The sequence below is a fragment of the Frigidibacter sp. genome, from assembly GCF_030695035.1.
Taxonomy (GTDB): Bacteria; Pseudomonadota; Alphaproteobacteria; order Rhodobacterales; family Rhodobacteraceae; genus Frigidibacter.
On sequence record NZ_JAUYTT010000020.1, the window covers coordinates 1 to 20,994 of the forward strand.

At 66.2% G+C, this 20,994-nt stretch carries 20 protein-coding genes and 1 tRNA gene; 13 read left to right on the forward strand and 8 right to left on the reverse strand.

Going from position 1 to position 20,994, the window contains the following annotated elements; translation table 11 throughout:
* Positions 1-64: 64 nt before the first annotated feature.
* Positions 65-141: transfer RNA gene (locus tag Q8S30_RS17525), tRNA-Met, on the forward strand.
* A gap of 309 nt (positions 142-450) precedes the next feature.
* On the opposite strand, the gene Q8S30_RS17530 is transcribed toward Q8S30_RS17525, so the two are convergent.
* The 4 genes from Q8S30_RS17530 to Q8S30_RS17545 are packed head-to-tail and all read right to left on the reverse strand — an operon-like array spanning position 451 to position 4,680.
* Complete coding sequence (locus Q8S30_RS17530) at positions 451-1,278, reverse strand: IclR family transcriptional regulator (RefSeq protein ID WP_305667306.1); 828 nt, start codon at positions 1,276-1,278, stop codon at positions 451-453.
* Between the two features lie 8 nt (positions 1,279-1,286).
* Positions 1,287-2,198 (reverse strand): DMT family transporter, encoded by a 912-nt coding sequence (locus Q8S30_RS17535; RefSeq protein ID WP_305667307.1) that lies wholly within the window; start codon positions 2,196-2,198, stop codon positions 1,287-1,289.
* On the reverse strand, positions 2,191-3,900 hold the full coding sequence (locus Q8S30_RS17540; RefSeq protein ID WP_305667308.1) for an FAD-dependent oxidoreductase: 1,710 nt from the start codon (positions 3,898-3,900) through the stop codon (positions 2,191-2,193). Before Q8S30_RS17540 ends, Q8S30_RS17535 begins: the two co-directional genes overlap by 8 nt.
* Positions 3,901-3,915: 15 nt before the next feature.
* On the reverse strand, positions 3,916-4,680 hold the full coding sequence (locus Q8S30_RS17545) for an SDR family NAD(P)-dependent oxidoreductase (protein WP_305667309.1): 765 nt from the start codon (positions 4,678-4,680) through the stop codon (positions 3,916-3,918).
* Positions 4,681-4,868: 188 nt separating this feature from the next.
* On the opposite strand from Q8S30_RS17545, the gene Q8S30_RS17550 reads away from it, so the two are divergent.
* The 4 genes from Q8S30_RS17550 to Q8S30_RS17565 all read left to right on the forward strand — a co-directional run bounded on the left by Q8S30_RS17550 (position 4,869) and on the right by Q8S30_RS17565 (position 8,861).
* Positions 4,869-5,912: a TRAP transporter substrate-binding protein gene (locus tag Q8S30_RS17550; protein ID WP_305667310.1), complete on the forward strand. Its 1,044-nt coding sequence runs from the start codon at positions 4,869-4,871 to the stop codon at positions 5,910-5,912.
* Between the two features lie 102 nt (positions 5,913-6,014).
* Entirely contained in the window at positions 6,015-6,554 is a 540-nt protein-coding gene (locus Q8S30_RS17555; protein ID WP_305667311.1) for a TRAP transporter small permease subunit, read from the forward strand.
* Positions 6,551-7,885, forward strand: a complete 1,335-nt coding sequence (locus Q8S30_RS17560) for a TRAP transporter large permease subunit (RefSeq protein ID WP_305667312.1) — start codon at positions 6,551-6,553, stop codon at positions 7,883-7,885. Before Q8S30_RS17555 ends, Q8S30_RS17560 begins: the two co-directional genes overlap by 4 nt.
* Positions 7,886-7,910: 25 nt before the next feature.
* Positions 7,911-8,861 (forward strand): MBL fold metallo-hydrolase, encoded by a 951-nt coding sequence (locus Q8S30_RS17565; RefSeq protein WP_305667313.1) that lies wholly within the window; start codon positions 7,911-7,913, stop codon positions 8,859-8,861.
* 144 nt (positions 8,862-9,005) lie between these two features.
* On the opposite strand, the gene Q8S30_RS17570 is transcribed toward Q8S30_RS17565, so the two are convergent.
* From Q8S30_RS17570 to Q8S30_RS17580, 3 genes are read right to left on the reverse strand one after another with little or no spacing between them, the layout of a single operon-like run.
* Positions 9,006-9,362, reverse strand: coding sequence for a cupin domain-containing protein (locus Q8S30_RS17570; RefSeq protein ID WP_305667314.1), 357 nt, complete (start codon positions 9,360-9,362; stop codon positions 9,006-9,008).
* A 25-nt stretch (positions 9,363-9,387) separates the two neighbouring features.
* A complete protein-coding gene (locus tag Q8S30_RS17575) occupies positions 9,388-10,710 on the reverse strand; it encodes an FAD-binding oxidoreductase (RefSeq protein ID WP_305667315.1) in 1,323 nt (440 codons plus the stop codon).
* A gap of 3 nt (positions 10,711-10,713) precedes the next feature.
* A complete protein-coding gene (locus Q8S30_RS17580) occupies positions 10,714-12,162 on the reverse strand; it encodes an APC family permease (RefSeq protein WP_305667316.1) in 1,449 nt (482 codons plus the stop codon).
* Positions 12,163-12,267: 105 nt separating this feature from the next.
* Between Q8S30_RS17580 and Q8S30_RS17585 the strand changes: the two genes are divergently transcribed.
* Both Q8S30_RS17585 and Q8S30_RS17590 read left to right on the forward strand, forming a co-directional pair.
* The gene (locus Q8S30_RS17585) at positions 12,268-13,305 is read left to right on the forward strand and encodes an AraC family transcriptional regulator (protein ID WP_305667317.1); all 1,038 of its coding nucleotides are present in this window, start codon (positions 12,268-12,270) and stop codon (positions 13,303-13,305) included.
* Between the two features lie 184 nt (positions 13,306-13,489).
* Positions 13,490-14,203 (forward strand): prephenate dehydrogenase, encoded by a 714-nt coding sequence (locus Q8S30_RS17590; RefSeq protein WP_305667318.1) that lies wholly within the window; start codon positions 13,490-13,492, stop codon positions 14,201-14,203.
* An 18-nt stretch (positions 14,204-14,221) separates the two neighbouring features.
* On the opposite strand, the gene Q8S30_RS17595 is transcribed toward Q8S30_RS17590, so the two are convergent.
* The gene (locus Q8S30_RS17595; RefSeq protein WP_305667319.1) at positions 14,222-14,653 is read right to left on the reverse strand and encodes a MarR family winged helix-turn-helix transcriptional regulator; all 432 of its coding nucleotides are present in this window, start codon (positions 14,651-14,653) and stop codon (positions 14,222-14,224) included.
* Positions 14,654-14,796: 143 nt separating this feature from the next.
* Between Q8S30_RS17595 and hmgA the strand changes: the two genes are divergently transcribed.
* The 6 genes from hmgA (at position 14,797) to Q8S30_RS17625 (ending at position 20,913) form a co-directional block, all read left to right on the forward strand.
* Positions 14,797-16,128 (forward strand): homogentisate 1,2-dioxygenase, encoded by a 1,332-nt coding sequence (hmgA, locus tag Q8S30_RS17600; RefSeq protein WP_371135551.1) that lies wholly within the window; start codon positions 14,797-14,799, stop codon positions 16,126-16,128.
* Positions 16,129-16,243: 115 nt separating this feature from the next.
* The gene (fahA, locus tag Q8S30_RS17605) at positions 16,244-17,455 is read left to right on the forward strand and encodes a fumarylacetoacetase (protein ID WP_305667321.1); all 1,212 of its coding nucleotides are present in this window, start codon (positions 16,244-16,246) and stop codon (positions 17,453-17,455) included.
* A complete protein-coding gene (maiA, locus tag Q8S30_RS17610; RefSeq protein ID WP_305667322.1) occupies positions 17,452-18,111 on the forward strand; it encodes a maleylacetoacetate isomerase in 660 nt (219 codons plus the stop codon). The genes fahA and maiA overlap by 4 nt, the downstream gene beginning before the upstream one ends.
* Positions 18,108-19,109, forward strand: a complete 1,002-nt coding sequence (locus Q8S30_RS17615; protein ID WP_305667323.1) for a TRAP transporter substrate-binding protein — start codon at positions 18,108-18,110, stop codon at positions 19,107-19,109. The genes maiA and Q8S30_RS17615 overlap by 4 nt, the downstream gene beginning before the upstream one ends.
* Positions 19,106-19,609 carry a TRAP transporter small permease gene (locus Q8S30_RS17620; protein ID WP_305667324.1) on the forward strand — a complete coding sequence of 168 codons (504 nt, stop codon included), beginning with the start codon at positions 19,106-19,108 and terminating at the stop codon, positions 19,607-19,609. The genes Q8S30_RS17615 and Q8S30_RS17620 overlap by 4 nt, the downstream gene beginning before the upstream one ends.
* A complete protein-coding gene (locus Q8S30_RS17625) occupies positions 19,606-20,913 on the forward strand; it encodes a TRAP transporter large permease (RefSeq protein ID WP_305667325.1) in 1,308 nt (435 codons plus the stop codon). Before Q8S30_RS17620 ends, Q8S30_RS17625 begins: the two co-directional genes overlap by 4 nt.
* Positions 20,914-20,994 lie beyond the last annotated feature (81 nt).

The window sequence follows — 20,994 nt, forward strand, 5'->3', positions numbered from 1 at the left end:
CTCTCAATATACGATGTCAATAACTACACCACACCCGCAAGCACTCAATGCCCGCGGGCACGGACGCGGGATGGAGCAGCCCGGTAGCTCGTCAGGCTCATAACCTGAAGGTCGTAGGTTCAAATCCTACTCCCGCAACCATAAATTCTACACTTTGCACAACCGTCTGTTCGCAGGCGGTTTTTTGCTGTCCGGAAACCCGCTCCGCTCCCACCGACAACGCCATGATCGCCGCAAGCGAGCTCTGAAGGTCGATCCGCGGGACCATGCGCTTGCCGGGGCTGGGCTCGCGACGATATGACGTGCCTACGAACTTAACGCACCTCCCGAGTGTCTTGTCGGTGGTCGTCTGCAAGGAGGCCGCTTTCGCCTCTGCACAGATGAGCTGGTCTTTCGGGGCAAGCGAGGGGACATCCGCTGCCCGGATACGAAACGGCAGGGATCACTGGCTCAGGAGGGGCGAAAGCCGAGATCGGACGATAGCCGTTGGGTGAAATTCAACGTCGCGCGGACCAGCGGCCCGTCGGGGCTCAGGTCGATCTGCTGCGTCGGCCCGATCACCGTCACCGCAAGCTTCATCTCGCCCGAGAAGTCGAATACCGGGGCTGTGACGGCGCTGACGCCGGGGATGGGCAGGTCGAGCGTGGTTTCGTAACCCCGCGCACGAACCCGCGCGATATCGGCGCGGAACCTCGCCTCGTCGAAGGCGAAGCGCGCCTCGGCGCTGGCCCGTTCGGCCAGTTCGCGGCGGATCAGCGGGTCGGTCATCGGGGCGGGCAGGAAGGCCACAAACAGCCGTCCCGTCGCGGTCGCGGTCAGAGCGAAACCGCCCCCCGCGCGCACGTTGGCATGGATGCGGGCGATGGTCTCACGCACATGGACGATGGTGGCGCCATGCAGGCCCCAGACCGTCAGCGCCACCATCATGCCCGTCTCCTCGGCAAGGCTGCTGATGCGCAGGATCGCCTCGTGATAGGCGTCCTGTGCGCGCAGGCGGCTGAGCCCCAGCTCCAACGCAAAGGGTCCCAGACCGTAAAGCCCGCTCTCGGTCTGCTCGACCATGCGAAGCGAGCGCAGGCTGACAAGGTAGGGGTGCAGTTGTGCCGGCGCGACTTCGATCGCCTCGGCAAGGTCGCGTAGCTTCATCGGTCCGCTGGCCTCGGCCATCACCCGCAAGATTGCGCCCGCCGTCTCGATCGACCGGATGCCGCGCTGGGCCTTTGCCGGCCTGCCGCCCTCGGTGTCGTCGTCACTCGCCACGCTGCTTCCCCCGTCCATCCGTGTCGTCAGTCCCTATCGTCTCCGGGCGTCTCGGGCAATGTAGGCGCGCGCCGCCACAGGTCGAGCGAGATGACCATACCCAGAGAGGCGACGGCGACACCCGCCCATTGCACGGCATTCGGCCATTGCCCGACCAGCGGTATCGCCAGCACCACCGCGCAGGAGGGCACCAGGGCCGAGAACAGCGCCGCACGTCCGGCCCCCAGCCGCAGCACGGCGGCCGCGAAGATCACGAAAGCGAGGCAGCCGCCTATCGCACCCTGATAGACGAACTGCTCGACCCACAGCGCCGGTGCCAGATCGGGCAGGCCCCAGACCCATAGGTAGACCGGGGCATAGGCCAGTGTCGCCAGCGCGGCAATTGCTGCGCTGGTCTCGATGGGCGGCAGTTGCCAGCGGCCCATAGTGAAGACGTAGGTGCCCCACAGCGACCCCGAGGTGACGAAGAACAGATCGCCCGCCAGCACCGAGATACCGCTGCCGCGTGGGGCTGGGGCATCGGTCACGATGATCAGCAGTCCGGTAATCAGCACTGCAATCCCGATCTTGCGGTTCCAGCCCATTCGGCGGCCAGTAGCCCAGCGGTCCAGCAGGTTGGCCACCAGCATCGACATTCCCGGCCCGATCACCACCGCATGCGACAGCGGCGCGCGCTGGAACCCCTCATTGAAGGCCAGCGCGAACAGGGGCCCGACCAGCAGCGTCAGGATCGCCACTTGCCACAGCGGTGGCAGCCGGCGGCGCGCGAGCACCAGCAGCGGCGCCATCAGCAGCGCCGCCCCGCCATAGCGCAGAAAGGTCAGGTCGGCGGGGCGAAACCCGCTGGCCTGACCGATCTCGGCACCGACATTGTAGATCCCCCAGCTCAGCGCCGCGAGGAACCCCAGCGCGATGCCCTGCCGGGTGCGATCACTCATTGGCCCCGGCGATATGCCGGGCGGCGATATAGCCGAAGGTGATCGCCGGACCCAAGGTGATGCCGCCGCCCGGATAGTTGCCGCCCATGATCGAGGCCGCGTCGTTACCGACGGAATAGAGCCCCTGCAGCGGCCGGCCGTCTTCGTCCAGCACCTGCGCGTTGCTGTTGGTCTTCAGCCCGGCAAAGGTGCCCAGGTCGCCGACATAGAGGCGCACGGCGTAGAAGGGGGCGTCCTTGATCGGCGCAAGGCAGGGGTTCGGCCCGTGCTCGGGGTCGCCCAGGGACCGGTTGTAGCTGGTCGTGCCCTTGCCAAAGGCCGGGTCCTCGCCGCGCGCGGCGGGACCGTTGAACTCAGCCACGGTCCGCTCCAGCTGCGCCGCGTCCGCACCCATCTGCGCCGCAAGCTCGGAGAGAGTCCGGCCGCGCAAAAGGTAGCCGTTCCTGATCAAGGCCTTGTAGGGCACAGGCGCGGGCTTGGCATAGCCAAGACCGTATTTTCGGAAGGCGCGGTGATCGATCACGAACCACGCTGCGGGTTCCGTTCCCTCGCCCTCTTCGGCGCGGCAGCGCGCCACCATGGCCTGGCAGAAGTCGTGGTAGGAATTGGACTCGTTGACAAAGCGCTTGCCCGACCGCGTCACCGCGATAACTCCGGGCTTCGAGCGGTCGACGAAATGCGGGAAGGTCCCCAGCGTCCCGTTGGGCTTCACCGGGCGCGAGATCGGAACCCAGGCGGCGGCATGGGGTAGCGAGGTATCGACCACCGCGCCGACCGACTCGCCCAGCCGCAGGCCATCGCCGGTATTGCCCGGAGGGGCGGGGCTGACATGCTCATATCCGGTGGGCGCATGGGGCATCAGCTGTTTGCGCCGCAGCACGTCCTGCGGGAAACCGCCCGCTGCCAGGACCACGCCCTTGCGCGCGATCACCTCGACCGGGCCGTCGCGCCGGTCGATCCGGGCGCCGATCACCCTGCCGCTGTCATCGCGGATCAGGGCGCGCACCGGCGCGTGGGTCCAGAGCTCAACACCCTTGTCGAAGGCCGATTTCGCCAGCCGGCCGGCCAGCGCATTGCCGTTCATCAGCCGCATCGGCCGGCCGTGAAGCGCCATGTCACGCAGGAACTTGAGAAACAGCTTGCCGACATAGAAGGCCGACACCGGCGAGCGCATCACGTTGAAGAAATGCAGCAGCTCCTTGCCCGATCCGATCATCATGCCAAGAAAGGTGATCTCCTGCAGCGGCGGGCGCAGGCGGCGAATCTCTATCCCAAGCTCGCGCCCGTCGAAGGGCCGCGCGATGATCGAGCGTCCGCCGTCCATGCCGCCCGGTGCATCGGGGTGATAGTCGGCGAAGAACGGCCCGAGGTCGAATTGCAGCGCGGTGTTCTCCTCGAAGAACTGCACCGCCTTGGGGCCCGCTTCAAGGAAGGCATCCACGCGGTCCGCGTCGAAATGCGCCCCGGCCTCGTGCTGCAGATAGATGCGCGCCTTGGCGGCATCATCCTCGATCCCGGCGCGCAACTCTGGCCCGTTGCCGGGGATCCACATCCATCCGCCCGACCGCGCCGTGGTGCCGCCGAACACCGGCTCCTTCTCGACGACCAGCACCTTGAGCCGCCGGTGGGCGGCGGCCACGGCGGTCGACAGCCCGCCCGCGCCCGAGCCGACCACCAGAACATCAACTTCTTGTCGGTTCATCAGTCTTCTTCCTTGTTATGCGGCCAGATAGCCGCCGTCGACGGGAAGCAGGGCTCCCGTCACATAGCTCGATGCCGCCGAGGTGAGGAACAGGACCGGCCCCACCAGCTCTTCGGGGCGGCCGGGGCGGCGCAGAGGGGTGTGCGCCATGAAGCGGCCGAGCGTGTCGGGATCGGCGCGCGTGACCGCGGTCATCGGCGTCTCGATCACGCCCGGGGCGATGGCGTTGACGCGGATACCGTCGGGGGCAAGATCATGCGCCAGCACCTTGGTCAGTTGCAGCACTGCCCCCTTGGACGCCGCATAGGCCGCAAGGCCCGGGCCGGCCGTCACCGACATGATCGACCCAAGGTTGACGATGCGGCCCTGCGTCGCGCGCAGCTGCGGCAGGAAGGCCCGGATCATTTGCATCGTCCCGGTCGCGTTGACGGCGATCACGGCATCCCAATCCTGCGCGAAGCTGTCGGCATCGGGCAGGGTGCGGCGGATGATCCCCGCATTGTTCACCAGAACCGAGGCCTGTCCGAGCAGCGCCGCCACCTGCTGCGCAGCCTCGGCGCAGCTGTCGGCCTTCGTCACGTCCAGTGTGATCCCGAGGGCCGAGCCGCCGGCCGCGCCGATCTCTTCGGCCAGCGCCGCCACCAGATCACCCTGCAGGTCGCAGCACGCCACCCGTGCTCCGGCGGCAGCCAGCCCGAGCGCAATCGCGCGGCCATTGCCCTGCGCGGCGCCTGTGACCACGGCGACCGCGCCTTCCAAACCAAGCGATAGAGCCTGCATCGCTGTCCTCCCATTGATGCATGCGCGCGCAGCACCTCCCAAGTGCCCGCCGCCTATTTCGTCTGGCATAAAATTTGTCGGTTGCAAATAGATTTGTTGATGACTAACAAAATGCGAGGCGAGGATACAGCTTTCCACGCTCAAGGGGAGGAGCCGTCAGTTTTGGCGGGGTTTAGGGAGGAGAAGACATGAGGAATTTCAATCGGTTGCCTATGTGCGCCGTGGCTGCGCTGGCCATTGCGACGGGCGCGGCGGCGCAAGCGCAGACCTATGACCTACAGAGCGTCTTCGGGCTAAACGTGCCCTCCATCGGCCCGAGCCCTCAGCTCTGGGCCGACCGGGTCAACGAAATGACCGATGGCGCGGTGACGATCAACGTGCATGGCGCAGGCGACTTCGTGCCACCCTTCGAAGTCTTCGGTGCGGTCAGTTCCGGCGCGCTGCCGATGGGCTTTGACTGGATCGGATACTGGGCGCAGCAGATCCCGGTGGCGAACCTCGTCGGGTCCATGCCCTTCGGTCCCACGCCCGAGGTCGCACTGGGCTGGATGTTCGAGGGTGGCGGTCTGGAGATCATCCAGCGTGCCTATGACCCGTTCAACGTCAAGGTCCTGCCCTGCCATCTGGTGGGCGCCGAGGCCGGCGGCTGGTTCAACCGCGAGATCAACACCGCGGCCGACCTGCAGGGCCTGAACATGCGCATCGCGGGCCTTGGCGGCATGGCGATGGCGCGTCTTGGCGCGAACACGCAGCTGGTGCCGGCGGGCGAGATCTTCCTGTCGCTGGAAACGGGGCGCATCGACGCCGCCGAATTCTCGGCGCCGCAACTCGATGTGGGCTTCGGCTTTCAGCGCGTGACGAAATACTACTACTTCCCGGGGTGGCACCAGCCGTCGAGCTGGGACAGCATCATCATCAACATGGATGTCTGGAACAGCTTCGACGAGCGCACCCAGGACATCATGACCGAGGCTTGTCAGGCCAACATCGCCTTCAACCTGGGTGACCAGATCAACAGCCAGGCCGAGGCCATCGCCACCATCCGCGACGCCGGCACCGACGTGCGCCGCTTCCCAGATGAGGTGCTGCTGGCATTGCGCGATGCGTCGGACGCCGTGCTGGACGAACAGGCACTGCAGGACCCGATCTTCGCCGAGGCCCTGGAATCGCTGCGCGCCTACATGACCAGCGTCGGCGAATGGAGCTCGCTGCAGGCCCTTCCGGCCCGCTGATCGGCATGATCTGATTGCAAAGAACCCGGACGGCGGCCGCGTGCCGCCTCCGGCATCCTGGCCTTGGGGGGAGAGACCATGCCGGCAATCCTGAAACGAGCGATGACACTACTCTGCCTTCCGGCGGTGTGGGTCAGCTGGCTGATACTGCCGCTGATCCTGACCATCCTGCTGTCGGTCATCCTGGCCAAGATGGGCCAGAACACCCTGATCGGCTGGGACGGAACGATCCCGGTGCTGGGGCGGGCGCTGACCGTCAACAGCCTCTTCGATATCCAGTGGTATATCTTCGCCTTGCTGGTGTTGTTCGGGGGGATCTGGGCTCTGCACGATAACCGGCATGTTTCGGTCGATTTCCTGTCGCTGCTGATGAGCCCCCGCCAGCGGCTCTGGGTGCGCATGCTCGGGGACCTCGTGTTCCTGGTGCCGTTCTGCGCCATCATCGCCTGGTATGGCGCCGACTTTGCCGAGGTCGCGTTCCGCACTGCCGAAGGCTCGACTCAGGGCGGGCTGAACAGCCGCTGGCTGATCAAGATGATGCTGCCGCTTTCCTTTGCCATGCTGGGGCTGCTGGGACTGATCCGCGCGATCGGCACCGCAATCCAGCTCTACTGCGGCGACCTTACCGAGGATATCCAATGATCGAACATCTTGGCCCCGAGCTGATGCTTCTGGGCCTGATCGCCGGCATCTTCACCGGCTATCCCGTCGCCTTCGTGCTGGCCGGAATCGGCATCAGCTTTGCCCTGCTCAACGGTGTGCCGATGCTGTTCCTGTCGATGGGCGTTCAGCGCATCTACTCGGGCACGCTGACCAACTGGCTGCTGGTGGCGATCCCGCTTTTCGTCTTCATGGGCCTGATGCTGGAACGCTCGGGCATCGCCGAGCGCCTGATGCGCTCGCTCGCCGCGCTGTTCCAGCGCACGCCGGGCGGATATGCGTTCTCGGTCATGATCATCGGCGTGATCATGGCCGCCTCGACCGGCATCATCGGCGCTTCGGTGGTGATGATGGGGATGATGTCGCTGCCCGCGATGCGCGAGGCGAAATATGACATGAAGCTGGCCTCGGGGCTGATCGCCTCGTCGGGGACGCTGGGAATCTTGCTGCCGCCATCGATCATGCTGATCATTCTGGGGGACCAGATGCGCGTGTCGGTGGGTGATCTCTTCATGGCGGCCATCGTGCCAGGGCTGGTGCTGTCGGGGATGTATTTCCTCTATCTCGGCTCCGTGGCGGTATTCGCGCCCCATCGCGTTCCCGCACCCGAGCGTATCGAGACACGCAGCCTCGCAGAAACCGTTCAGTCGCTGCTGCGCGATCTGGTGGCACCGATGCTGCTGATCCTGTCGGTGCTGGGCACGATCGTTGCCGGCATCGCCACTCCCACGGAATCCGCGGCAATCGGGGCCGCCGGGGCGCTGATCCTCGCACTGCTCTCGCGCAAGCTGACCCGGCGGGCGATGACAGGGGCGCTCTATGAGACCACCAAGACCACCGCGATGATCGTCTTCGTGATGATCGGCGCCTCGATCTTCTCGGTGGTGTTCCGGCGGCTTGGCGGGGATGCGATGATCCTTGACCTGTTCAACATCGAAGAGACCAGCCCCTATGTCGTGCTTTCGATCATCATGGTGCTGGTGTTCATCCTCGGCTTCATTCTCGACTGGGTCGAGATCACCGCTGTCGTGGTGCCCATCGTCGCCCCCATTGTCGCGCAGCTGGATTTCGGCCTGCCCGCGGATCAGGTGATGATCTGGTTCGGCATCGCGCTGGCGGTGAACCTGCAGACCAGTTTTCTGACACCGCCCTTCGGCTATGCGCTGTTCTACCTGCGCGGCATCGCGCCCGAACTGCCGATCACGACGATCTATCGCGGCGTGCTTCCCTTCGTCTTCATCCAAATCACTGCGTTGCTGCTGGTGATCCTTTTCCCGGCCATCGCGCTGTGGCTTCCCATGGCCATGCGCTGAGCTGATTTCAGACTGGAGTATCCACATGACCAAGGCCTTCGCCTCACAGGGCGACATGAGCGACAAGAAGATCTCCTTCACGCAGCTGGGCGAGGGGCTCTACGCCTTCACCGCCGAGGGGGACCCCAATACCGGCGTCATCATCGGGGATGACAGCGTGATGATCGTCGAGGCGCAGGCGACGCCGCGGCTGGCGCGCAAGGTGATCGAATGCGTGCGCTCGGTCACTGACAAGCCGATCAGCCATCTGGTGCTGACACATTACCATGCCGTGCGCGTTCTGGGCGCCAGTGCCTATGGCGCGCGTGAGATCATCATGTCGGACGCGGCGCGGGCGATGGTGGTGGAGCGCGGGCAGGAGGATTGGGACAGTGAGTTCGGCCGCTTCCCGCGGCTGTTCCAGGGCCATGAAGAAATCCCCGGCCTGACCTGGCCCACCACCACCTTCAGCGAGTCCATGACCGTCTATCTGGGCAATCGCCGGGTGGACATCCTGCATCTTGGCCGCGCGCATACGGCTGGGGACGCCGTGGTCTGGGTGCCCGATGAGGAGGTGATGTTCACGGGCGACATCGTCGAATATCACTCGGCCTGCTATTGCGGCGACGGGCATTTCGGGGATTGGGAGGACACGCTGATGAACATCGCCGCCTATGAGCCGAGGGCCATCGCGCCGGGGCGGGGCGATGCGCTGATGGGGGAGGACATGGTCGCGGCGGCCATCGCCAACACTGCAGATTTCGTGCGCTCGACCTACAAGCCGGTCGCGCGGGTCGTGGCGCGGGGCGGCAGTCTCAAGCAAGCGTGGGACGCGGTGCGGGCCGAATGCGACCCCAAGTTCACCAGCTACGCGATCTACGAGCACTGCCTGCCCTTCAACGTCGGCCGCGCCTATGACGAGGCGCGGGGGATCGACACCCCCCGCATCTGGACCGCAGAGCGTGACCTGCAGATGTGGGCTGACCTGCAAGGGTGAAGAATGGGCGCTGCCCCTGATTGCCAGGCAAGCGCCGGGGCGCGGTGAGGGACGCGAGGGCGCCAAGACGGGTTGCTTGACCGGCTGCCCGTCACTACATCGCACAAAGGGCCCCGGCTGGCTGGCCGGGGCCCTTCCTTGACCTCAGGCGATGGCGAAGTAGTTCTTCACGAAGCGGTCCGAGGTCACATCCCACAGAACGGGTGTCCCCTTCCGCACGAACCAGGCATCCCCAACGCCGTAGCTGGTCGTGGTGCCGGTCGCCTCGTCGGTCAGGGTCACGGTGCCTTCGACGACCACCGCATGTTCGTCGAACGGATAGGTCATGCGGAACTTGCCGCGTGTGACGCCGAAATAGGCGCAGGACACCGGGTCGGTCGGGGCGCCGTGGACAATGTGGCCCATGGCCTGCACATCGCCTTCGATGATCTCGGAGCCGAGGTTCGTGACGCTGCCCCAGCTGTCCAACGGGGGGATGGTGCGGTCGATCTTGGTGAGCATAGGGAGTCTCCTTGGGAGGTGAAGGTCAGCGGCGGCCGTTGAAGTAGCCCGACAGCTGATGCCAGGTCTTGGCGGCAGTGGTGACGGCGGCGCGGGCGGTGTCGGTGCCCGGGATCGAGACATGCGGGATCTGCGCCATCAGGTCGTAGCGGGCGGAGCCCTCGCTCATCCCCTCGGCCAGCACCTTGCAGACGATGTGGCTGGGTGTGACGCCAAAGCCGGAATAGCCCTGGACGTAGAAGGCATTGGCGCGGCCGGGCAGGGTGCCGATCTGCGGGAAGAGGTTGGCCGAACAGGCCATCGGCCCGCCCCAGGCCATGTCGATCCTGACATCGGCAAGATAGGGGAATGTCTTCAGCATCAGCTGCCGGTTCCACGCGGTCATGTCCTGCGGGATGTAGTCGGCCATCCGTGTCGCCGAGCCGAACAGCAGCCGATTCTCGCGAGTGACGCGGTAATAGTCGATGATCGGGCGGATGTCGGAATAGGCGCCACGGATCGGGCTGATCCGGTCGATCAACTCGTCCGGCAGGGGCGCGGTCGCCATCTGGAACGAGTAGGTGTTGACCGTCTTGGACGCTATCGCGGGTTCCAGCCGGTTGAGGAAGGCATCGCAGGCCCAGAGCAGCTTGGAGGCCGTCACTCGCCCCGCATTGGTGCGGACGGTGATGCGCGGGCCGTAATCTACCGACACCGCAGCCGAATTCTCGAAGATGCGCGCGCCGTGGCCCGCCAGTGCCTTCGCCTCTCCCAGTAGCAGGTTCAGCGAGTGGACATGCCCGCCTCCCATATGCTTGATCGCGCCCGCATAGACGTCAGATCCGACGATCTGGCGCACGTCGCGCCCTTCCAGCAGCTCGATCTCTTGCTCGGGATCGGCGCTGCGGAACTCGTCCAGCCAGCCGCGCAGGGTTTGCACCTGACGCCGGTTATAGGCCATGTAGCCGTAACCGTTGCAGAAATCGGCGTCGATGCCGTAGCGGGCGATCCGCTCGCGGATGATGCCTGCGCCCATATTGGCGATCTTGAACAGCGTCTGCAGCCCTTCGGGGCCGACATGCTTCCTGACCGCGTTCAGATCGTGGCCGATGCCGGCCATCACCTGCCCGCCATTGCGCCCTGTGCCACCATAGCCCAGATGGCGTCCCTCCAGCACGACGATATTGGTGATGCCCCGCTCGGCCAGTTCCAGCGCCGTGTTGATGCCGGAAAAGCCGCCGCCGATCACCACCACGTCGCAATCGATATCCTGGGTCAGGCGGGGGAAGCTGAGGTCATATTTGCGCGTCGCGGTGTAGTAGTTCAGCGCGTCCAGCTTTTGCATGCGGATCGGGTTGATCAGGCTCATGGGTCAGACCTCCGTCACGGCGGCGCCAAGCGCATCGTAGAGCGCGGGTCGGCGTGATCTGAGATAGATGGCATAGCCGGCGCCGATCAGGCCAAAGACCAGCACCAGCCACGGGAAGGTCCAGATCACCGGGCTGTCGCCCGCCAGCAGCGGCAGGTTCAGGATGACCAGCACCAGTCCGATGCCAAGGCCAAGGATCGACAGGGCAGGGGCGATCAGGCGGGTCCAGGCGCCATAGCCCATTGGGTTGCGGCCGAACCAGGCGATGATGGCAAAGCAGACGAGGGTCTGCACCGACAGGATGCCGATGACCGCGATGGCCGAGGTCCATGAAAAGATCGCTGCATAGGGGTCAAGCCCCGACACCACCGCCGCGATCAGCAGCACGGCTGCGATAACGCTTTGCGCCCGCCCCGCAACATGCGGAGAGCCGTGGCGGTCATGGACGTTGCCCAGAAAGCGGGGCAGCACGCCCTCGCGCCCAAGGGCAAAGAAATAGCGGTTGACCGTATTGTGGAAAGCCAGCGCCGAGGCGAACAGGCTCACGATCAGCAGGATCTCGATGGCGGTCACCGACCACGGGCCCAGAACCTCGGCGGCGGCGGTGAAGAAATAGCTCTCCAGCCCTGCCTGCGCTGCGGCCTGCGCGTTGGCTGGGCCATAGAACTGGGTGATCGACCAGGTCGAGAAGGCGTAGAAGCCGGCAATCAAGGCCACTGCCGCGAAAGTGGCGCGCGGGATGGTGCGTTCAGGGTGGCGGGCCTCTTCGCTGAAGATCGCGGTCGCCTCGAACCCCATGAAGGAGCCGACGACGAAGACCAGTGCCGCGCCAAGACCGGGGCTGAAGACGGTTGCCGGGGCGAAGGAGGTCAGGGTGATCCCCTCTGGCCCGCCGCCGCCCATCAGGATGCCGACATTCAGCGCAAAGAGGATCGCGATCTCGGCCAGCATGCACAGGCCCAGAAGGTGACCCGAGAACGAGATGTTGCGCGCGCCGCAGAGCCAGATCAGCACCATGACGGCCAGCACCGGCGCCCACCATGCGATCTGGATACCGAGGCCGGCCAGCGCGCCGGACACGAAGATGCCGAACAGCGTGTAGACCGCCAGCTGGATCATCTTGTAGGTCAGCAGCGCGATCGAGGCCGCAGCAACCCCGGCCGGGCGTCCCAACCCCTTGGCGATATAGGTGTAGAAGCCACCGGCCGATCCTGCGCTGCGGCTCATGGCGGTGAAGCCCACCGAGAAGATCAGATACATCAGGCCGGCCAGCAGATAGACGCCCGGCACCCCGGCGCCGTTGCCGAAGGCGAAGGCGGCAGGCGAGGCGCCGACTACGGACGCAAGCGGCGCCGCCGCCGCGACGACGAAGAAAACGATATGCGTGGTGCCGACGGAATTGCGGGCAAGGCCCGCGGGAAGGCTCGCGCCCCCCGAAGCTGTCTGTGACATTGTCATTTCCCTGTTGGTGCGGGGCGATCTGACGCCGCCCTGTTCATTTCAACTGCAACGGATGCTATGGGATCGGAAGACCTCACCGAATTGCGAATTGCGCCAATGATTCGATATATTGCGCCAGAATCGGAAGTGCCGCGCGGGCCGGTGCCGTTGATCCGTGCCTCGACACTCAGCCCGGTCCTTCGGATGCTGGATCGCGGCGCCCTTCCTGCGGCGCCTCTGCTGGCACGGCACAAGCTGACCCGCGCGCAGTTGTCGGACCCCTATTCCCAAATCCCGCTGCATCACTACGTGGCGTTTCTGGAGGAAGCGGCGGTCACGGCGGGGGATCCGGCCTTCGGCGCGCGCGCGGGCACCAGCTTCAGCGCCACCGATCTGGGGCCGGTCGGCCTGATCTTCGCCAGCTCGGCTACCCTCAAGCGCGGGCTGACGCGGCTGGCCGAGATGCTGAACGCCTGGCAGGACGGCACCTCGATCCGGGTCGAGGTGCAGGACACCTATCTGGTCTGGACCTACCGGCTGGAGGACCCGACCCTCTGGCCGCGGCGGCAGGACGCGGAATACACGCTGTCGGCCACCATCGCGCTGGCTCGGGGGGCGTTCGGCGCGGCGGGGCGCCCGGTGGACCTGCATCTGGAGCATGATGCGCTGCCCGAGGCGGCAGCCCTTGCCCGCGCCTTTGGCACCGCGCCCAGCTTCGGGCGGATGGCCAACCGGCTGCTGTTCGACCTCAAGGCCGCCGAACGTGTGCAGCGGGCCGAGGATAGCGGGCTGATGGCGATCCTGTCCCGGCATCTGGCCGACCTCGCCCCGCCAACGGACGCCGCCGATCTGGCGCAGCAGGTGCGCCGGCTGATCCGCCTGAACCTTGGCCAGCGCCCGGTGACGGTGACCCTGCTGGCCGATGTGCTGCACATGTCGCCCCGCAGCTTGCAGCGCCATCTGTCGGACCTTGGCCTGTCGTTCCGGGCGCTGGTCCAGGAGGCGCGGCTGGAGATGGGCAGCGCCCGCCTGCGCGACCGGAACGCGTCGCACAGCGAGATCGCGCGGCAGTTGGGCTATGCCGACAGCACCGCCTTCTGGCGTGCGTTCAAGCGCGGGACCGGCAAACCGCCCTCGCGGCACCGCGAGGATTGACAGGTCCATCTGGCGCCGATACTGGCCCACAGCATGGAACCGACAAGCCGCCCCCTGCAAAGCTGCTATTACCCGCTGCCCTGAGCAGCGGACGGCCTTCCCATGTCACCGCTGCGCCCGCCAGCGGTCGCATATCGGAGACATCCCCCGGACCCTGGCGCCTCCTCCCCTCAAGGAAATCGCCATGTCCCGCCCAATGCTTCCCTCGGTCCTCATCATCGGCTTCGGTGCCTTCGGGCGGCTGCTGGCCACCCATCTGGCATCCCACCTGACGGTCGCGGTCTGCGATCCGGCGGCGGACCCCGGCAGCACCGGTCTGCCGGTCGTGCAGCTATCCGGCGCTGGCGCCTTCGACATCGTGGTGCTGGCGGTGCCGGTTCCGGCCTTCGCTGGGTGCCTGCGCCAGATCGCGCCGCATCTGCGCCCCGGCCAGATCGTGATCGACACCTGCTCGATCAAGCAGGAACCGGCGCGGCTGATGCAGGAGCTTCTGCCGCCGCATGTGCAACTGCTGGGATGCCATCCGATGTTCGGCCCGCAAAGCGCGCGTCCCGGGCTGGCGGGCCAGCGCGTGGTGCTGTGCCCGCTGCGCGGCAGCGGTTGGTGGCGGATCGCGGCGTTCCTGCGCCATCGGCTGCGGCTGCAGATCGTGCTGTCCTCGCCCGAGGAGCATGACCGCCACGCGGCCCTGACCCAAGGGCTGACGCATCTGCTGGCCCATGCGATGCGCGAGCTTGCCCCGCATCCCAAGATCCGCACCCGCAGCTTTGATCTGATCATGGAGGGGCTTGGCATGGTTGGACAGGATGCGCCCGAGGTCTTTGACGCGGTGACGCGCGGCAACCCGCATATGCCGGCGCTGCGGCAAAGGCTCGCTCAACTGCTGTCCCAAGACTGAAAGGCAGTCCCGCGCGGGTCAGTCGCCGGGCTGGCCCGGTCCCAACTGGCGCAGGGCGCGGGCGAGGGCGGGGCCATCCGCTCCAAGCTCGCTGAGGATCTGCGCCTGAAAGCTGCCGGCAACGCGGCTGAGCCGCTGCATCAAGGCGCGGCCGTCCTCGGTCAGCTGCAGCACGATCAGGCGACGATCGTGCGGGTCACCCTCCTTTTGCACCAACCCGGCAAGCTCCAGCCGCGAGGCTGCGCGGCTGACCACCGATTTGTCCAGATGCACGAGGTTGTGGATGTCGCGGACGCTGGCCGCGCCCGAATGGTCCAGATGCGCCAGCACCCGCCATTCCGGGATCGTCAGCCCCGCCTCGGCGGCATAGAGCGCGCTGAACCTTGCGCTGGTCCGGTGCGCCGCGACAGACAGCAGATAGGGCAGGAACGTGTCGAGGTGAAAGGGCATCGGGGCCTCCTGTGCGAAACGTCGCTGAAAACCATTGCTGATGCAACGGTATTGACATCGTTGCGCCAGCAACGATACGGTCATTGCAATCGCAACGAATCTGACGGAGGATTGCCGTGACGACTGATGACCTGCCGCAAGGCATGACCCGCGCCGCCTCGATGGGCCCGCACATGGGCTACATGCCCGGCTTCGGCAATGACTTCGAAACCGAAGCGCTGCCGGGTGCCCTGCCGCAGGGCCAGAACAGCCCGCAGAAGTGCAACTACGGCCTCTATGCCGAGCAGCTGTCGGGCACGGCCTTCACCGCGCCGCGCGGCCAGAATGAGCGGACATGGTGCTATCGCATCCGCCCTTCGGTCCACCATACGGGCCGCTTCACGCCCATCGACCTGCCGCATTGGAAGACCGCGCCGCATGTGCTGCCAGGCGTGACCAGCCTGGGGCAGTATCGGTGGGACCCGATCCCGGTGCCAGACCAGCCGCTGACCTGGCTGACGGGCATGCGGACGATGACCACGGCGGGCGATGTCAATATCCAGGTCGGCATGGCCACCCATGTCTATCTGGTCACGCAATCCATGCAGGACGAGTATTTCTTTTCCGCCGACAGCGAGCTGCTGGTGGTCCCGCAAGAAGGCCGGCTGCGGTTTTGCACCGAGCTGGGGGTGATCGACCTCGAGCCGAAAGAGATCGCCATCCTTCCGCGCGGCCTCGTCTACCGTGTCGAGCTGCTGGAGGGCCCGGCCCGTGGTTTCGTCTGCGAAAACTACGGCCAGAAGTTCGACCTGCCCGGCCGCGGCCCCATCGGCGCCAACTGCCTCGCCAACCCACGCGACTTCAAATGCCCCGTGGCCGCCTTTGAGGACCGCGAGGTGCCAAGCCGCGTGGTGATCAAATGGTGCGGCCAGTTCCATGAGAGCCATATCGGCCACAGCCCGCTGGATGTGGTCGCCTGGCACGGCAATTACTGCGCCTACAAATATGACCTGCGGACCTATTCCCCCGTCGGCGCGATCCTGTTCGACCACCCGGACCCGTCGATCTTTACCGTGCTGACCGCGGCCTCTGGGCAGGAGGGGACCGCGAATATCGACTTCGTGCTGTTCCGTGAGCGCTGGATGGTGGCAGAGCACAGCTTCCGGCCGCCGTGGTATCACAAGAACATCATGTCCGAGCTGATGGGCAATATCTACGGCGTCTATGACGCCAAGCCCCAAGGGTTCGCGCCGGGCGGGATCAGCCTGCACAATTGCATGTTGCCCCACGGTCCGGACCGCGACGCCTTCGAAGGTGCCAGCAATGCGGAGCTGGGCCCCGAAAAGCTCGACAACACCATGTCCTTCATGTTCGAGACTCGGTTCCCCCAGCACCTGACCGAATTCGCCGCCCGCGAGGCGCCGATGCAGCAGGAATATATCGAGGTCTGGGACCAGCTGCAGAAGAAGTTCGACGGCACGCCGGGGGTGAAATGAGGGGGGCGGGTTCGCCCGCCACCCGATTATCGTTGCAGGCGTAACAATATCTGCTATTCGTTTCACTTGAAACGTTCCGCTGCCCCACTTCTGCACAAGACAAGCGAGACTTCCGATGACGCATCAGATCCCGCGCAGCCAGGTGGCTGCCGCGAACTACCCTTCGTGCGATTTTCCGCTCCAGAACCTGCCTTATGGCGTGTTTTCGAGTGACGGGGCGGGGCCGCGCTGCGGAGTCGCGATCGGGGACAAGGTGCTGGACCTTGCCGCCTGCGAGGCGCTGGGCCTGATCGACGCGGGCGGCACTTTTGCAGCACCGCAGATGAACGACTTCATCGCGCGGGGCCGGGCCGAATGGGACCGCGCCCGTGCCCGGCTGACCGAATTGCTGGCCGAAGATGGGCCGCGCGACCTTCCCCTGCTGGCGATGGCGGCGGTGGCTTTGCATCTGCCGATCCGGGTCACCGAGTTCACTGATTTCTATGCCTCCAAGAACCATGCTTTCAACGTAGGTGTGCTGTTCCGCGGGCCGGAGAACGCGCTGCCCGCGCAATGGACGCATATGCCCATCGGCTATAACGGGCGCGCGTCGTCGGTGGTCGTCTCGGGCACCGACATCCGGCGCCCGATGGGGCAGGTCAAGGGCGAGGCCGGTCCCGAATGGACCGCCTGCCGCCGTCTGGATCTGGAGCTGGAGCTGGGCGCCATCGTCGGGGCGGACAGCACCATGGGCCAGCGGATCGGGGTCGATCAGGCTGAAGACATGATCTTTGGCTATGTGCTGCTGAACGACTGGTCGGCGCGCGATATTCAAGCGTGGGAGTACCAGCCGCTGGGGCCGTTCCAGGCCAAGGCGCTTGGCACCACGATCAGCCCCTGGATCGTGACGCAGGCGGCGCTGGAGCCGTTCCGCAGCGCAGGCGCCCCCCGCGACAACGATCTGCTGCCCTATCTGCGTGAGGATCGCCCCGGGTTCTACGACCTGACCCTGGGGTGGACGATGAACGGCCAGCAGATGGCCCGCACGAACTACACCGTCATGTATTGGTCCAGCGCCCAGCAACTGGCCCACCATACTGTCTCTGGCTGCCCGATGCGGGTGGGCGATCTGCTGGGGACGGGCACGATTTCCGGCCCCGCGCCCGACCAGACCGGCGCCCTGCTGGAGATGACGCAGGGCGGCAAGGTGCCGGTCACCGTGAACGGCGCACCCCGCACCTTCATCGAGGACGGGGACGAGGTCGGGCTGTTCGGCTTTGCCCAAGGCGAGGGGTTCCGCGTTGGCTTTGGCCCCTGCACGGGGCGCATCCTGCCCGCCCAGCCATGACGGTGCGGCTGCATGATTACTGGAGGTCTTCGGCCTCGTGGCGGGTGCGAATCGCGCTGGCGCTGAAGGGCATCGCCTATGACCGTGTGCCCGTCGATTTGGTGGCGGGCGATCAGCGCGGCCCGGATCATCTGGCGCTCAATCCGCAGGGGCTGGTGCCGGTGCTGGAGATCGACGGGCTGCGTCTGACCCAATCGCTGGCGATCCTCGAATATCTCGACGACACCCGCCCGTTGCCGCCGCTGCTGCCGGAAGGTCCTGTCGCGCGGGCGCAGGCCCGTGCGGTGGCGCTGGCGATTGCCTGCGAGATCCATCCGGTGTCGAACCTGGCCGTGCTGGCGCGGGTCGAGGATCTGGCCGGGGCCGAGGCCCGCGCCGCGTGGAACCGTGACAACATCACCCGGGGCCTGATTGCGGTCGAGGCGATGCTGACGACCACCCCCGGCCCCTTCTGCCACGGGGGCGCGCCCGGCATGGCCGACTGCGTCCTGATCCCGCAGCTTTTCAACGCCGCGCGGTGGGGGGTGGCAACCGACCACCTGCCGCGCATCACGGCCATTTCCGCAGCCTGTGCCGACCACCCTGCCTTTGCGGCGGCGCATGCAGACAATTTCAACCCCTCGCGGGAGGCGAGGGTCATGGAGGACCAAAGATGAAGACCCTGACACTTTCGCTGGCAAGCCTGCTGCTGGGCGCGGCCCCCGCCCTGGCCGAAGAACTGATCCTGTCGTCCTGGCTGCCGCCGCGCCATCCGATCGTGGTGAACGCCATCGAGCCCTGGGCCGAAGAGGTCGCCGAGGTCACCGAAGGCCGCGTCACCGTGCGGATCATGGCGCGCCCACTCGGCACCCCGCCGGCGCATTTCGACATGGCCCGCGACGGCGTGGCCGACATCACCTATGGCCTGCACTCCTTCACCGAGGATGACCGTTTCGACCGCGCGAAGCTGGGGCAGTTCAGCTTCCTGGGCGACGACGCCATCACCAACTCGCAGGCCTATTGGGACATCTATAGCGGCCAGCTGGACGCGTCCGCCGAACATGCAGGCACCCATCTGTTGGGCCTGTTCATGCATGGCCCCGGCCTTCTGCACAACAACCAGCGCCGGATCGAGACGCCAGCCGACATGGCCGGCATGAAGATCCGCGTGCCGGGCGGCTATGCGGGGGAGCTGGTCGCGGCCCTTGGTGCGGCGCCGTTGTTCATGTCCTCGCCCGAGGTCTATGAGCGGCTGTCGCGCGGCGTGATCGACGGGGTGGCCTTCACCTATGAGGCGATGACGGCCTTCAACCTGACCGACCACATCAAGTATTCGATGACGGTTCCGGGCGGGATCTACAACACCACCTGGTTCCTGGTGATGAACGAGGGCAAGTGGGACGGACTGTCGGATGCGGACCGTGCCGCCATCGACGCCATCTCGGGCCCGGCCTTTGCCGAGCGGGTGGGCAAGGCCTGGAACGATGCCGACATTGCCGCCAAGGAAGAAGTCGGTGGCAAGGTCGAGTTCCACGAGGCCAGCCCCGAGGTCGTGACCGCCCTGCGCGAGGCCGCATCCGCGCTGGAAGCGCAATGGGCCGAGAGCCTGGGCGAGTTTGACGGGCTCGCCGCGCTGGCCGAGTTCCGCAAGCGCACCGGGGTCACCCTCGAATGACGCATTCCGACGCCCCCCCCCCGGACATGATCCCCGGGCGCACCCCGCATGTTCAGGCCGCATGGTATCGCCTGCTGGCGGCGATGGCGGCCCTGCTGATCCTGTCGCTGATTGCGGTGACCTGCATCGACGTGGTGGGCCGCTACCTGATGAACCGCCCTTTCGGGGGCGCATTCGAGCTGACGCAGATGCTGCTGGCGGCGCTGGTCTTCGTGGCGCTGCCGCTGACCACGGCGGATGGCGGCCATGTCGAGGTTGACCTGGCGCTGCACCTGCTGCCGCCTGCGGCGCAGGTGGTTCTGGGCTGGCTTGCGGGGCTGGTCTCGGCAGTGGTGCTGGGAGTGTTCGCTTGGCGGCTGGTGCTGATCGGCCTGCAGCAGCTGCATGAGGGCACGCGCAGCGCGTCCCTCGCGCTGCCAATGGCCCCGCTGGCCTTTCTGGCGGCCGCCAGCTGTGCGGTGTCGGCCATTGCCGTCCTAATGCGGAGGGGCCGCGGATGACGCTGTCGCTGATTGCCATCGCCGTCCTGCTGGTCCTGATGCTGGCCCGCGTGCCTATCGCCTTTGCCATGGCGCTGGTAGGGGGCGTGGGATTTGCCATCATGCGCGGATGGGGCCCTGCCGGTTCGATGGTCGGCAATGCGGTGTTCGAGACCGGGCTGAACTATTCGCTGTCGGTGGTGCCGCTGTTCATCTTCATGGGCAATGTGCTGGCCGGATCGGGCATCGCGCAGGGGCTGTTCGCGGCCGCCAACCGGGTGTTCGGCAAGATGCGGGGCGGGCTCGCCATGGCCAGCGTGCTGTCCTGCGGCGGGTTCTCGGCGGTCAGCGGTTCGTCCCTCGCCACGGCCGCAACCATGGCCAAGGTCGCCATGCCGTCGATGCGGGCCTTCGGCTATGCCGACAGCCTAGCGGCGGGGTCGATTGCGGCGGGCGGCACGCTTGGTATTCTGATCCCGCCTTCGGTCGTGCTGATCATCTTCGGCCTGCTGACCGAGGCCGATATCGGCAAGCTGTTCCTGGCGGGCATCCTGCCCGGGATGCTGGGGATCGTCGGTTATCTGGTGGCGGTGCTGGTTGCCGTGCGGCTGAACCCCGGCCTTGCGCCGCAAAGCGTTGCGCCCGCGCCGCTGACCCGGCGCGATGCCGTCAGCGTGGCGGCGGTGCTGGCGCTGTTCGCCTTCATCATGATCGGCATCTATGGCGGCTTCTTCACCCCCATCGAAGCCGCCGGGATGGGTGCGGCCTTCGCCCTGCTGATCGCCGCCGCAACCGGCGGCCTGTCGCGCCTCAAGCTGTGGCGGGCGTTTCTGGACAGCGCCACCGCCTCGGCGATGATCTTCGTCATCATCATCGGGGCCGAGATCTTCGGCAACTTCATCACCTTCGCCGGCCTGCCTGACACGCTCGCGTCAGCTATCGGCGACATGGGCCTGTCGCCCTGGCTGGTGCTGATCCTGATCGTGCTGGTCTACATGGTTCTGGGCTGTTTTCTGGAAAGCCTGTCGATGATCCTGCTGACCGTGCCGGTCTTCTACCCGCTGGTGATGAATCTCGACTTCGGGCTGGCCAGCCTGCAAGACCCCGAGGCGGTGCTGATCTGGTTCGCCATCATCGTGGTGGTGGTGACCGAGATCAGCCTGATCACGCCGCCGGTGGGCATGAACGTCTTCGTGCTGCGCACGGTTCTGCCCGACGTGCCGCTGGGGACGATCTTTCGCGGCGTCGTGCCGTTCTGGATCGCCGATATCGTCCGGCTGGCGGTGATCATCGCGTTGCCGGTGCTGTCCCTGTATCTGACCTGATGACCAAAGGGGGGGGCTGCAGGGGAACCACCCTGCGGCCCCCCGCCCTGTTCCCCTCGCGCCTCTGACGCGATAAGACCC